Genomic DNA, 12,513 nt, shown 5'->3' on the forward strand with positions numbered 1-12,513 from the left:
GAAATCAGTGCTCGCCCGCCTCCGCGGCGGTCTTCGGCTCCCGCGGCAAGGACTCGAACTTGAGCACCGCGATCGATATGTTGTCACCCGTGCCCATCGCCCGTATGCGCGCTTCGTCGACCAGCAGTTCGACCGCGGATCGCGGCGATTGCTCGTGCAGCACCGCCCCCATTTCTTCTGGCGAAAAATAATGCCAGAGCCCGTCGCTGCAGGCCATCAGCAAGTCGCCCGGCTTGAGCTTGGCGATATGGTGCGTGTCGATGGGCGGCGGCGAAGTCGTCATGCCGAGGCACCCGATCAGGATGTTGCCCTGCGGATGCACGTTGGCCTCGTCGTCGGTGAGTTCGCCGCGGTCGACCAGCGCCTGGACGTACGAATGGTCGCGCGTGCGCAGCACCATGCGGCCGCGCTGGAAATGGTAGATGCGCGAATCGCCGGCATGGATCCAGACGCACTCGCCGTTGGGGTTGACCAGGAACGCGGCCACCGTGCTGTGCGGCTCGCTCTCGCTCGACATCGCTGTCAGCTTGATCACCGTGTGCGAATCGTTGACGATGCGGCGCAGCAGGTCGTGCATGTCGTCGATGCTGGGCGAGAAGCGGTTGAACAGTTGCCTGGCCGTCATCATCACCTGGTCGGAGGCCTTGCGACCGCCGCTGCGTCCGCCCATGCCATCGGCCACGAGGCCCAGCACGCAACCCTTGACGCGGGGATGTTCGATCAGGAGGACCTGATCCTGTTGATAGGGGCGATCTCCCTTGTGGAGACCAGTGGCTGCAGCTATCCGAAAGCCTCGACTCATGCGCGCGTTGTGCGCCTGAGGCGCGATCCATGTGTTGTTCGTCTGACAAAGACTCGACGTATTATCAAGTGAACAAGTGTCGGCCCTATGCGGTCGAACCCCATCCGTTGGACTCCAATCTTCACTCCCTCTCGCGCCAGTTGATCGAACTGCGCATCGAGCACGCAGACCTCGACGCCTCCATCGACAGGCTGGCGGAGGCGTCGCCGCAAGACGAATTGCTGCTGCGCCGCCTCAAGAAGCGCCGCCTCGCCCTGCGCGACCAGATCGAGCGACTGGTGCGGCAGATCGATCCGGCCGAGCCTGCCTGATGGCGAGCGAGGGGGCACTCGTCGCGCGGACGCGCGAAGCCTTCGCGCAGGAGGGCGCGTTGTCGTTGGCGGCCGACCAGTTCCGCGAGCGCGGTGGGCAGACCGACATGGCGCTGGCCGTGGCCCGAACCATCGAGGAGGGCGGCCAACTTGTGGTCGAGGCCGGCACCGGCGTCGGCAAGACTTTCTCGTACCTCGTTCCAGCGCTGCTGAGCGGCGAGCGCGTGCTGCTGTCGACCGCCACCAAGACGCTGCAGGACCAGCTCTTTGGCAGGGACCTGCCGCGCCTCGTCGAAGCGCTGGGCCTCCCGGTGCGCACGGCGCTGCTGAAGGGCCGCGCCAGCTACCTCTGCCTGCACCGGCTCGAACTGGCGCGCCATGACGCGGGGCCTGACCGCGTCTCGGCGCGTACGCTGGCCAAGATCGAGCAATGGTCCCAGGCCACGCGTACCGGCGACCTGGCCGAGTTGCCGGGCCTGGACGAACGCTCGCCCTTGATCCCGCTCGTCACCTCGACGCGCGAGAACTGCCTCGGCGCGCAATGCCCGCAGTTCCGGCCCTGCCACGTCAACGCGGCCCGCCGCGAGGCGCTGGCGGCGGACGTGGTGGTGATCAATCACCATCTGTTCTTCGCCGACCTGGCGGTGCGCGAGTCGGGCATGGCCGAATTGCTGCCGACGGTACGCGTCGTCGTGTTCGACGAGGCGCATCAGCTCAACGAGACCGGCGTGCAATTCCTCGGCGTGCAGATCGGCACGGCGCAGGCACTCGACTTCGCGCGCGACGTCCTCGCCGCAGGGCTGCAACATGCGCGCGGCCTGGTCGACTGGACCACGGTCGCGGCCACGGTCGAACGCGCCGCGCGCGAGCTTCGCCTGGTCGTCGGCAAGCAATGGCCAGGCGCCAAGCTGCGCTGGCTGGACGCCGCGCCCGAAGGCATCGAGCCCGAGGGCTGGCAGAGGGCGCTGGAAGAGCTGCAGCAAGGCTTTGAACAAGCCGCCGAGGCCATCGACACCGTCAGCGAGATGGCGCCCGACTTCGTGCGCCTGCACGAGCGCGCCACGCAGCTCTCTCAGCGCGCCGCCCGTTTCGCATTGGCTTGCCCGCCGGAGTCCGTGCGCTGGGTCGACGTGGGCCAGCAGTTGCGCCTGATCGAGTCGCCGCTCGACATTGCCGAAGCGGTGCAGACGCGCGTGCTGAAGGCGGACAAGGCCGACCCGGATGCCATCGGGCGGGCCTGGGTCTTCACCTCCGCCACGCTCGGCGACGATGCCCGCCTGCGCTGGTTTACCGAGCCCTGCGGCCTTGGCGATGCAGAGGTGCTGCGCGTGGCCAGCCCGTTCGATTACGCATCACAGGCCACGCTGTACGTACCGCGCCAGTTCCCCAAGCCAAACGACGCGGGCCACAGCGGCGCGGTCGCGCAACTCGCCGCACGAGGCGCCACGGTGCTGGGCGGGCGCACGCTGGTGCTCACCACCACGCTGCGTGCGCTGCGCACCATCGGCGAAGCCATGCGGGCGCACTTCGAGCGCACCGAGGCCGAGCTGCGGCCCGAAGTGCTGGTGCAGGGCGAACTGCCCAAGCGCGTGCTCATGGACCGCTTCCGCGAAGGCGCGGGCGGCGGTCGGGCCGGTTGCGTGCTGGTGGCCTCCGCGTCGTTCTGGGAGGGCTTCGATGCGCCGGGCGATGTGCTGCAGCTGGTGGTGATCGACAAGCTGCCGTTCCCGCCCCCGAACGACCCGCTGGTGGAGGCGCGCTCGCGCCGCCTCGAAGGCCAGGGGCGCAGTTCGTTCAACGATTACTTCCTGCCCGAGGCGGGCGTCGCCCTCAAGCAAGGCGCGGGCCGGTTGATCCGGCGGGAGACCGACCGCGGCTTGCTGGTGATCTGCGACACCCGCCTGGTGGCGATGGGCTACGGCAAGCGCCTGCTGGCGGCGTTGCCGCCCATGCGGCGGGTGGAGGGCGAGGCTGCGTTCGATTCAGCGCTCGCGGAGCTGGTGTAGCCGGGGCGGGGCAGCCGGGTGGCTACCAGAACTTCCACCAGGGATCGTCCTTGCCGCGGAAGCCCTTGGCGACGAACTGGCTGTTCGGGTAGTTCTGTGCCAGCACGCGTTGCGTGTCGTCGCGCAGTTGGGTCAGGCCCAACTGGTCGTACGAGCGCATCATGATGTAGAGCGCTTCCTCGAGCGCCGGCACCTCGCGGTAGTCGGCCAGCGCGATCTGCGCGCGGTTGATGGCGGCCAGGTAGGCGCCGCGCGTGTAGTAGTAGCGCGCCACGTGAACTTCATACTGCGCGAGCGAGTTCACGATGTAGTTCATGCGCGCCCGGGCGTCGGGCGAGTAGCGCGAGTCCGGGAAGCGGGTGACCAGTTCCTTGAAGGCCTCGAACGATTCCTTGGCCGCGCGCTGGTCGCGCTCGGACAGGTCTTGTCGGGTCATCCACGAGAACATGCCGAGGTCGTCGTTGAAGTTGACCACGCCCTTCATGTAGAGCGCATAGTCCATCGCCGGGCTGGCCGGGTGCAGCTTCATGAAGCGGTCGAGAGTGGAGATGGCGGCGGGCTTTTCGCCCGACTTGTATTGGGCGTAGGCCTTGTCGAGCTGGGCTTGCTGGGCCAGCGGCGTCCCGGCGGCGCGGCCTTCCAGCTTCTCGTACAGCGGCACGGCCTTTTCGTAGGAACCGGAATCGGCCTCGTCCTTGGCTTCCGCGTAGATCTTGTTGGGGCTCCAGTTCGCCGTCTTGTCGTCTTCGGTCGTCGAGCAGCCGGCCAACAGCCCTGCCGCGGCAAGCGCCACCACCCAGCCGGGGACCGCCGATAATTTGGCGCGAAACATCACATGAAGCTTTCGTGAAACAGGAGCCTTCAATTATATCGACCGACCCTTTGGACATGACCCTGACGGCAGGAGAGTCGGACGAGGCCGCCGACCTTGCCGACGCCAGCGAAACGCGCGCGTTCACCATCGGCGTGGCGCAGCACGGCCAGCGCCTCGACCGGGCTCTGGCAGCCCTGGTGCCCGAGTTCTCCCGCAGCTATCTGCAGCAGTTGATCGAGGCCGGCGCGGTCAGCCTCCAGGGCGGGCGGCCGGCGACCAAGCCGTCGATGACCATGCACGCGGGCGAGGCCGGCGCCATCGAACTCAAGCCCACGCCGCAGAGCCAGGCCTTCCGGCCCGAGCCGATGGAACTGCGCGTGGTGCACGAGGATGCCGACCTGCGCGTGATCGACAAGCCCGCCGGCCTCGTGGTCCATCCCGCGCCGGGCCATTGGAGCGGCACCCTGCTCAATGGCCTGCTGGCCCTCGACCCGAAGGCGGTCCTGCTGCCGCGCGCCGGCATCGTGCATCGGCTCGACCGCGACACCAGCGGGCTGATGGTGGTCGCGCGCACCCGCGCCGCGATGGATGCGCTGGTCGCGTTGATCGCCGCGCGCGAGGTCACGCGGCAATACATCGCCATGGCACACCGGCCCTGGGAGGGCGCCGCGGCGCGCCATGTCGATGCGCCGATCGGGCGCGATCCGCGCAACCGCCTGCGAATGGCCGTGGTCGACCTGGATCGCCATGGCGGCAAGGTGGCGCGCACGCTGATCGAGCGGCTCGACAGCGGTGACAAGGGTTGTATCGTCCGTTGCACCCTCGAAACCGGACGCACGCACCAGATCCGCGTGCACATGGCGTCGATCGGCCATCCGCTGGTGGGCGACGCCACCTATGGCGGTGCGCCGGCTGCCGGCGTCGCGCGGCAGGCGCTGCATGCTTACCGACTCGCCTTCGTGCATCCGGTGACGCAGGCGGAAATGACCTTTCACTCGCCATTGCCGCCCGACCTGGCGGCGGGCGCGCACGAATGGGGGCTGGACTACAATCGCGCCTGACGGCCTGCGGGCCGCGCCAGCCACCCGGAGCCGGCCCTGCGTTGCACCTGCCCAAGCGCCTGCGACGCCCCACCCGATCTAGATCCCACTGAACGCGCGCCCACGGGGCGCCTTGTCCCGGACACAACGCGAACCATGAACACGGCGGATGCCAAGCGCATTCTGGAAACGGCCTTGATCTGTTCAGCCCAACCGCTGCAGGTCCGCGAGTTGCGCGTGCTTTTCGACGACGAACTCGGCGCCGACACCATCAAGTCCCTGCTGCACGACCTGCAACTGGACTGGGCGCAGCGTGGGCTCGAACTCGTGAGCGTGGGCAGCGGCTGGCGCTTCCAGAGCCGACCGGAATTGCGCGACCATCTCGACCGCCTGCACCCCGAGAAGCCGCCGCGCTACACCCGCGCCGCGCTCGAGACGCTGGCCATCATTGCTTATCGCCAGCCCGTCACGCGCGGCGACATGGAAGACATCCGGGGCGTGACCATCAATTCGCAGATCCTCAAGCAGCTCGAGGACCGCAATTGGGTCGAGGTCATCGGACACCGGGAAACCGTGGGGCGCCCGGCGCTCTTCGCGACCACGCGCCAGTTCCTCGATGACCTCGGCATTGCCTCGCTCGACCAGTTGCCATTGATCGAGTCGCCGGCCCAGCAGGGCGCGCTGGTCGATGCGCTGGCCGCTGCCGCCGCCGCGGATGAGGTGCAACCGGACCTGCCGATCGACACGCCGGCTCCCGATGCGCTCGATGAAGTCGCGCCTTCGATCGTCAAAGCGGCCCGCGCGCCTGAACCTGCGGCCGAGCCGCTCGCCAAAGCCGACGAGCTGCTCGGCGCCCAAGTCGACAACACCCCGTCCGACCCCGATACCGATCGCAACCCGGCCGACCTGACGCCTGCCCCTTCCGGAACCCCATCATGAGCCCCTCTGAACCCGACGCGTTGATCTTGCCGGTCGAGCCTGTTGCCGAAGACAAGGCGGCTGCTGCGCCTGTCGCGCCTGTGCAGGATGGCGGCGAGGCTGTCGAAACCAGCCCCGCCGCGCCGCGCAAGCGTCGCCCGCGCGCCCGCAAGCCTGCCGCGCAAGAGGTGCAGGACGCACCGGAGCCGGCGAACGAAGCAGCCGAACCGGCTGCCGCCGACGCGACGCCAGAATTGCCTCTTCAGGCTGCACCCGTCGCGCAAGACGAGCCCGCCGTTCAGGCCGAGGCAGGTGTCGAGGCTGCGCCAGTCGCTGATGCCGCGCCAGTTGCCGAGGCCGAGCCGATTGCTCAAGCCGAGCCGGTCGCGCAGTCCGACGAAGCGGACGACGACTACGACGACGAGGAAGAAGAGCCCGACGAGGAGGAAGACGACCTCGACCGCGCCCGGCGCGCCGCCGAGCGCGAGCAGCGCAACGCCCCGCCGCCGCAGCCGATCAGTTTTGCCGACGTGGTGTCGGGCCAATTCGACGCCGACGAAGAGAGTCCCGAGGTGCCGCCGCTCAAGCGCGTGCTGCTGCCCGAGGCCGATTCGCCCAAGCTGCACAAGGTGCTGGCCCAGTCCGGCCTTGGTTCGCGGCTCGAGATGGAGGCGCTGATCCTGCAAGGCCGCATCTCCGTCAACAACGAACCGGCCCACATCGGCCAGCGCATCCAGTACGGCGACCAGGTCAAGGTCAACGGCAAGCCGATCCGCTATCGCATCGCACCGCCGCCCGCACGCGTCATCGCGTACCACAAGCCCGTCGGCGAAGTGGTCACGCATGACGATCCGCAGAACCGCCCCACGGTGTTCCGCAAGCTGCCGCGCCTGCAGCAAGGCAAGTGGCAGTCGGTCGGCCGGCTCGACCTGAACACCGAAGGCCTGCTGCTGTTCACGAGTTCGGGTGAACTGGCCAACAACCTGATGCATCCCCGCTTCGGGCTGGAGCGCGAATACGCCGTGCGCGTGCTCGGCGCCATCAGCAAGGAAGAGCGCCAGAAGCTGCTCGATGGCGTGCGTCTGGACGACGGCATGGCCCAGTTCGGCAGCATCGAGGATGGTGGCGGCGAGGGTTCGAACTGCTGGTATCGCGTGACGATTTCCGAAGGCCGCAATCGCGAAGTGCGCCGCTTGTTCGAAGCGGTGGGCCACGCGGTCAGCCGGCTCATCCGCATCCGCTATGGCGCGATGGTGCTGCCGCGCGGCCTCAAGCGCGGCGCGTGGATGGAACTCGACGAGCGCGACATTCGCGGGCTGTTCCAGGCGGCCGGCGGTGTCGCCGAGCGCGGCCCGCGTCCGCAGCAGGCGCGCGGACCCGGCGGTGGGCCCGGCGGCGAAGGCGGTGGCCGCAACAAGCGCCGCCGTGGCAAGGGCGGCAAGGGGCCGGCCGGTCCGCGCGACGACATGCGCGCGCAACCCAACAACATTCCGAACCCGCTCGGCGATGGCCGCGGGCCGCGAGGCAACCGCGGCAATGCAGGCGGCCCAGGCCAAGGGCAGGGCGGCCAGCGACGTGGTGGCGGTGCCGGTGGTGGCGGCGGCGCGCGTGGACGTGCCGACGGGCCGTCGACCGGCGCCAACCAGCCGGATCCGATGAAGACATCACTCGGCTACATCGGTGCGGACAGTTTCTCCCGCCAGCGCAAGGAGCAGCGCCAGGGCCCGCGACGCGGTGGCCCGGGCGGTGGTTCCGGCGGTGGCGGGGGACAGCGTCGCCGCGGACGCTGAAACCAGCCGATCCGGCAGTCTTTGATCGGTCCGTCATCGGACCCCAGGCCTGCCCCGGTTAAAATCAAAGGCTTTGTCAAGGCAGCGCAACCCTTTGTTGCGCGCTTGATCGAACATTTCAAAAATCCTAATCTCAGGAAGCATCTCAATGGCCATCGAACGCACCCTCTCCATCATCAAGCCTGACGCCGTCGCCAAGAACGTCATCGGCAAGATCGTCTCCCGTTTTGAAGCCGCCGGCCTCAAGATGGTCGCCGGCAAGCTGGTGCATCTGTCGCGCAGCGAAGCCGAGCAGTTCTATGCCGTGCACAGCGCGCGCCCCTTCTTCAAGGACCTGGTCGAATTCATGATCTCGGGCCCGGTGTTCGTGCAGGTGCTCGAAGGCGAAGACGCCATCACCAAGAACCGCGACCTGATGGGCGCCACGGACCCCAAGAAGGCCGCCGCCGGCACCATCCGCGCCGACTTCGCCGACAGCATCGACGCCAACGCAGTGCACGGCTCCGATGCGCCTGAAACCGCGAAGGGCGAGATCGCCTTCTTCTTCGCGGGCCTCAACGTCTACAAGCGCTGATCCATGACCACGGCCAACCTGCTCGAATTCGATCTCGAGGGGCTGGCCGCGTTCTGCGAAAAGCTCGGCGAGAAGAAGTTCCGCGCCACGCAGCTGTTCCGCTGGATCCACCAGCGCGGCGCCAGCGAGTTCGGCCAGATGACCGACCTCGCCAAGTCGCTGCGTGAAAAGCTCGCAGGCACCGCACGCGTCGAGGCGCTCAAGGTGCTCTCGCAACACGAATCCGCCGACGGCACCATCAAGTGGCTGTTCGATGTCGGTGATGGCAATGCGGTCGAGGCCGTGTTCATTCCCGAGGACGATCGCGGCACGCTGTGCGTGTCGTCGCAGGCCGGCTGTGCCGTGGGCTGCCGCTTCTGCTCGACCGGGCACCAGGGGTTCAGCCGCAACCTGACGACCGGCGAGATCGTCGCCCAGCTCTGGTTCGCCGAGCACTTCCTGCGCAAGCACCTCAAGCGCACAGAGCGCGTCATCTCCAACGTGGTGATGATGGGCATGGGCGAGCCGCTGCAGAACTACTCCGCGCTGGTGCCGGCCTTGCGCACCATGCTCGATGACAACGCCTATGGCTTGTCGCGTCGTCGCGTGACGGTGTCGACCTCCGGCGTGGTGCCGATGATGGACAGGCTCGGCGCCGATTGCCCGGTCGCGTTGGCGGTGTCGCTGCATGCGCCCAACGATCCGCTGCGCGACGACCTGGTGCCGCTCAACAAGAAATACCCGATCGAAGAACTGCTCGATGCCTGCCGCCGCTACCTGGCGCACGCGCCGCGCGACTTCATCACATTCGAATACTGCATGCTGGATGGCGTCAATGACCAGCCCGAGCATGCGAGGCAACTCGTCGAACTCGTCAAGGGCGCCCATGGCGTCTCCTGCAAGTTCAACCTGATCCCGTTCAATCCGTTTCCCGCCTCGGGCCTGCTGCGTTCGCCGCAACCGCGTGTGCTCGCGTTCGCGAAGCTGTTGAGCGAGGCTGGCATCGTCACGACCGTGCGCAAGACGCGCGGGGACGATATCGATGCAGCCTGCGGTCAACTGGCGGGTGACGTGAAGGACCGTACGCGCGCGGCCGAACGGATGGCGCAGCGCCGCCTCGCGGAGCACACCGTGACAGTGCACCGGCCACTGCGCGCCGGGGCCAAGCCGGGTGCAGGAGCTTGAACCTTGGAAGAGAAGGTCCGCGTGAGCAACGACAATCCCCGGCCATCCGATCACGGCGCCATCGCGCGCATCCAATTGCCGTTTCAAGGTTGAATTCATGAGCAAAGTCTTTCCGGGCCGGTGGGTACTCGCCCCGTTGTTCGCGGTCGCCGTGGTGACGCTGGCCGGCTGCGCGAACAAGGGCATGCCGGCGGCGTCCACGACCACGGCCGCCAGCGGCGCCGAACTCACGACCGAATCCGACGAGGGCAAGGCGCGCAAGCGTGCGCGCACCCGGCTCGAACTGGCCATCAGCTATTTCGAGGCCGGGCAGACCACGACGGCGCTGGATGAGATCAAGCAATCGCTGGTGGCAGACCCCAACTATGCCGAGGCCTACAACCTGCGCGGCCTGGTGTACATGCGAATGGACGATCCGGGCCTGGCCGAAGACAGCTTCCGGCGCGCCATCGCGATCAATCCGCGCGACGCCAACACCATGCACAACTACGGCTGGCTGCTGTGCCAGCAGAATCGCTACAACGATGCGATGACGCAGTTCAACGCCGCACTGGCCGTCCCCGGCTACATCGACGCGTCCAAGACGCTGATGACGCAAGGCCTGTGTCAGATCCGCGCCGGCCAGAACGCCGAAGCCGAGAAGACCCTGATGAAGGCCTACGAATTCGATGCCGCCAACCCCGTCATCGGCTACAACCTCGCGGCGCTGCTGGCCAAGCGCGAGGACTGGACCCGGGCGCAGTTCTATGTGCGTCGCGTCAACAACGGTCCGGCGGCCAATGCCGAAACACTTTGGCTGGGCGTGAAGGTGGAGCGCAAGCTGAACAATCGCGAAGCGGTGAGCCAGTTGGGCGGCCAGTTGCAGAGCCGCTTCCCCCAGTCGCGGGAAGCCATTGCGTATGAGCGCGGAAATTTCAATGATTGAACGTGCCAGTCAGTTTGGTGCCCCGGTCGCCGTGCCGCTGGCAGGCGGAGACAGTGCGCTGCTGAGCGCCGGCGCGATGCTGCGGCAGGCGCGCGAGGCGCATGGCCTGGACATTGCCGTGGTCGCGGCTGCGCTCAAGGTGCCGGTGCAAAAGCTGGAGGCGCTGGAAGACGACAACATCGGCGCATTGCCCGATCCCGTGTTTGCGCGCGCCCTGGCGGCCAGCGTCTGCCGCGCGCTCAAGATCGACCCCGCGCCGGTGCTGGCCAAGATACCTGGCGCCAAGCGTCCCGGTCTGGCCGATGCCGACCGCACCATGAGTTCCAACATTCGCTCGGGCGCGCCGCACCAGGGCCGTACCGGTGGCGTGTCCATGCCGTCGCGTGCCTTGATGGTGGTGGTGGGCTTGTTGCTCCTGGGCGCAGCGCTGATGTTCTGGATTCCGCAATCGGCATTCGACAAGTTGAGCGGCGCGGTTTCGAAGATGACCGGCCAGTCCGAAACGGCCGCGGTCGAAGCCCCGCCGGCGCCGCCTGGCACCGTGGTCGAGCCCGTCGCGCCGAACGGGCCCGCGGCGGAGCCGACGCCACCGGTGCCTGCCGTCGTGGCTCCCGTCCCGCCGCCGACGCCAGCGCCGCCTTCGGATGTGCTGGTCTTCACCGCCCGTGGCGATTCATGGGTCACCGTGACCGATTCCGGTGGCAAGGAGTTGCTGCGCCGTACCGTCAAGACCGGCGAAACGGTGGGCGTGTCCGGCACCCTGCCCCTGAAGGTCATCGTCGGGCGCGCCTCGCAGGTCGATGTGCAGGTGCGTGGCAAGCCGTTCGACACCACCCCGCTGGCCAAGGCCGGCGGCGTTGCAAGATTCGAGGTCAAGCCGTGAATGATCTGATCGTTCCTCCCTGCCTGCCGATCGAGCCGGCATCGCCCCGGGCGCGCAATTCGCGCCAGGCCCGCGTGGTGTGGGGCGCGCGCACGGTCACCGTCGGCGGCGACGCGCCGGTGCGCGTGCAGTCGATGACCAATACGGATACGGTCGATGCCATCGGCACCGCCATCCAGGTCAAGGAACTGGCGCTGGCCGGCTCGGAGATGGTGCGCATCACGGTCAACACGCCCGAAGCGGCCGAGCAGGTGCCCTACATCCGCGAGCAACTTGACCGCATGGGCGTCGACGTGCCGCTGATCGGCGACTTCCACTACAACGGCCACCGCCTGCTGACCGACTATCCGGCCTGCGCCGAGGCGCTCAGCAAGTACCGCATCAACCCCGGCAACGTGGGCAAGGGCGACAAGAAGGACAAGCAGTTCGGCCAGATGATCGAGGCCGCGATGCGGTGGAACAAGCCGGTGCGCATCGGCGTGAACTGGGGCAGCCTGGACCAGGAACTGCTCGCCAGCCTCATGGACACCAACAGCCAGCGCGCCGAGCCCTGGGATGCCAAGTCGGTGATGTACGAGGCGCTGGTCACCTCGGCCATCGATTCGGCGAAGCTGGCCGAGTCCATGGGCATGAATGGCAACCAGATCATCCTGAGCTGCAAGGTCAGCGGTGTGCAGGACCTGATCTCGGTCTACCGCGAACTGGCCAGGTGCTGCGACTACACGCTGCACCTGGGCCTGACAGAGGCCGGCATGGGCACCAAGGGCACGGTGGCCTCGGCCACCGCGCTGTCGATCCTGTTGCAGGAAGGCATCGGCGACACCATCCGCGTGTCGCTCACGCCGCAGCCGGGCGAGTCGCGCACCCAGGAAGTGCTGATCGCCAATGAGATCCTGCAGGCGCTAGGCCTGCGCGTGTTCGTCCCGAGCGTGACTGCCTGTCCGGGTTGCGGCCGCACCACCAGCACCACCTTCCAGGAACTGGCCAAGCAGATCGACGACTACCTGCGCCAGCAGATGCCGGTTTGGCGCAGCAAGTACCCCGGCGTCGAGAACATGAAGGTGGCCGTGATGGGCTGCATCGTGAACGGTCCCGGCGAAAGCAAGCATGCCGACATCGGCATCAGCCTGCCGGGCACCGGCGAGTCGCCGGCCGCGCCCGTCTTCATCGACGGCCAGAAGGCACTCACGCTGCGCGGGGACAACATCGCCAACGAGTTTCACCAGCTCGTCGAAAACTACATCGAGAAGCGCTTTGGCAGCCCCGCTGCCGTGGTCGCCTGATTC

General features: G+C 67.6%; 12 protein-coding genes. 10 read left to right on the forward strand and 2 right to left on the reverse strand.

The genetic code is table 11. The features are described from left to right. Positions 1-4: 4 nt before the first annotated feature. Entirely contained in the window at positions 5-802 is a 798-nt protein-coding gene (locus HB681_RS06455) for a protein phosphatase 2C domain-containing protein (protein WP_213953973.1), read from the reverse strand. 107 nt (positions 803-909) lie between these two features. Here HB681_RS06455 and HB681_RS06460 point away from each other — a divergent pair, with 107 nt between their 5' ends. Together HB681_RS06460 and HB681_RS06465 are read left to right on the forward strand one after the other, a co-directional pair. After that, positions 910-1,113, forward strand: a complete 204-nt coding sequence (locus HB681_RS06460) for a DUF465 domain-containing protein (protein WP_213953974.1) — start codon at positions 910-912, stop codon at positions 1,111-1,113. Continuing rightward, on the forward strand, positions 1,113-3,119 hold the full coding sequence (locus HB681_RS06465) for an ATP-dependent DNA helicase (RefSeq protein ID WP_213953975.1): 2,007 nt from the start codon (positions 1,113-1,115) through the stop codon (positions 3,117-3,119). Before HB681_RS06460 ends, HB681_RS06465 begins: the two co-directional genes overlap by 1 nt. A 22-nt stretch (positions 3,120-3,141) precedes the next feature. On the opposite strand, the gene HB681_RS06470 is transcribed toward HB681_RS06465, so the two are convergent. Further along, on the reverse strand, positions 3,142-3,951 hold the full coding sequence (locus HB681_RS06470; RefSeq protein ID WP_213953976.1) for an outer membrane protein assembly factor BamD: 810 nt from the start codon (positions 3,949-3,951) through the stop codon (positions 3,142-3,144). A gap of 56 nt (positions 3,952-4,007) precedes the next feature. Between HB681_RS06470 and HB681_RS06475 the strand changes: the two genes are divergently transcribed. From HB681_RS06475 to ispG, 8 genes are all read left to right on the forward strand, one after another. Continuing rightward, positions 4,008-4,994 (forward strand): RluA family pseudouridine synthase, encoded by a 987-nt coding sequence (locus HB681_RS06475; protein ID WP_213953977.1) that lies wholly within the window; start codon positions 4,008-4,010, stop codon positions 4,992-4,994. 135 nt (positions 4,995-5,129) lie between these two features. Then, entirely contained in the window at positions 5,130-5,912 is a 783-nt protein-coding gene (gene scpB, locus HB681_RS06480; RefSeq protein ID WP_256734841.1) for an SMC-Scp complex subunit ScpB, read from the forward strand. Continuing rightward, positions 5,909-7,681, forward strand: coding sequence for a pseudouridine synthase (locus tag HB681_RS06485; RefSeq protein ID WP_213953978.1), 1,773 nt, complete (start codon positions 5,909-5,911; stop codon positions 7,679-7,681). Before scpB ends, HB681_RS06485 begins: the two co-directional genes overlap by 4 nt. Positions 7,682-7,829: 148 nt before the next feature. Further along, positions 7,830-8,255 carry a nucleoside-diphosphate kinase gene (ndk, locus tag HB681_RS06490; RefSeq protein WP_213953979.1) on the forward strand — a complete coding sequence of 142 codons (426 nt, stop codon included), beginning with the start codon at positions 7,830-7,832 and terminating at the stop codon, positions 8,253-8,255. Positions 8,256-8,258: 3 nt separating this feature from the next. After that, positions 8,259-9,419, forward strand: coding sequence for a 23S rRNA (adenine(2503)-C(2))-methyltransferase RlmN (rlmN, locus tag HB681_RS06495; RefSeq protein ID WP_213953980.1), 1,161 nt, complete (start codon positions 8,259-8,261; stop codon positions 9,417-9,419). A gap of 97 nt (positions 9,420-9,516) precedes the next feature. Beyond that, complete coding sequence (gene pilW, locus HB681_RS06500; RefSeq protein ID WP_213953981.1) at positions 9,517-10,344, forward strand: type IV pilus biogenesis/stability protein PilW; 828 nt, start codon at positions 9,517-9,519, stop codon at positions 10,342-10,344. Next, positions 10,337-11,227 (forward strand): helix-turn-helix domain-containing protein, encoded by an 891-nt coding sequence (locus HB681_RS06505; RefSeq protein ID WP_213953982.1) that lies wholly within the window; start codon positions 10,337-10,339, stop codon positions 11,225-11,227. Before pilW ends, HB681_RS06505 begins: the two co-directional genes overlap by 8 nt. Before the next feature lie 5 nt (positions 11,228-11,232). Then, positions 11,233-12,510 (forward strand): flavodoxin-dependent (E)-4-hydroxy-3-methylbut-2-enyl-diphosphate synthase, encoded by a 1,278-nt coding sequence (gene ispG / locus HB681_RS06510; RefSeq protein ID WP_256354359.1) that lies wholly within the window; start codon positions 11,233-11,235, stop codon positions 12,508-12,510. Positions 12,511-12,513: the final 3 nt, after the last annotated feature.

Source organism: Variovorax sp. dw_954, from assembly GCF_018449755.1.
Classification (GTDB): Bacteria; Pseudomonadota; Gammaproteobacteria; order Burkholderiales; family Burkholderiaceae_C; genus Variovorax.

What these genes read in the sequence shown, in the direction of transcription:
- scpB (WP_256734841.1), top strand. Translation starts at nt 5,130, where the DNA reads ATGAACACGGCGGATGCCAAGCGCATTCTGGAAACGGCCTTGATCTGT.
- HB681_RS06465 (WP_213953975.1), top strand. Translation starts at nt 1,113, where the DNA reads ATGGCGAGCGAGGGGGCACTCGTCGCGCGGACGCGCGAAGCCTTCGCG.
- ndk (WP_213953979.1), top strand. Translation starts at nt 7,830, where the DNA reads ATGGCCATCGAACGCACCCTCTCCATCATCAAGCCTGACGCCGTCGCC.
- HB681_RS06475 (WP_213953977.1), top strand. Translation starts at nt 4,008, where the DNA reads ATGACCCTGACGGCAGGAGAGTCGGACGAGGCCGCCGACCTTGCCGAC.
- HB681_RS06485 (WP_213953978.1), top strand. Translation starts at nt 5,909, where the DNA reads ATGAGCCCCTCTGAACCCGACGCGTTGATCTTGCCGGTCGAGCCTGTT.
- HB681_RS06455 (WP_213953973.1), bottom strand. Translation starts at nt 802, where the DNA reads ATGAGTCGAGGCTTTCGGATAGCTGCAGCCACTGGTCTCCACAAGGGA.
- HB681_RS06505 (WP_213953982.1), top strand. Translation starts at nt 10,337, where the DNA reads ATGATTGAACGTGCCAGTCAGTTTGGTGCCCCGGTCGCCGTGCCGCTG.
- rlmN (WP_213953980.1), top strand. Translation starts at nt 8,259, where the DNA reads ATGACCACGGCCAACCTGCTCGAATTCGATCTCGAGGGGCTGGCCGCG.
- pilW (WP_213953981.1), top strand. Translation starts at nt 9,517, where the DNA reads ATGAGCAAAGTCTTTCCGGGCCGGTGGGTACTCGCCCCGTTGTTCGCG.
- HB681_RS06470 (WP_213953976.1), bottom strand. Translation starts at nt 3,951, where the DNA reads ATGTTTCGCGCCAAATTATCGGCGGTCCCCGGCTGGGTGGTGGCGCTT.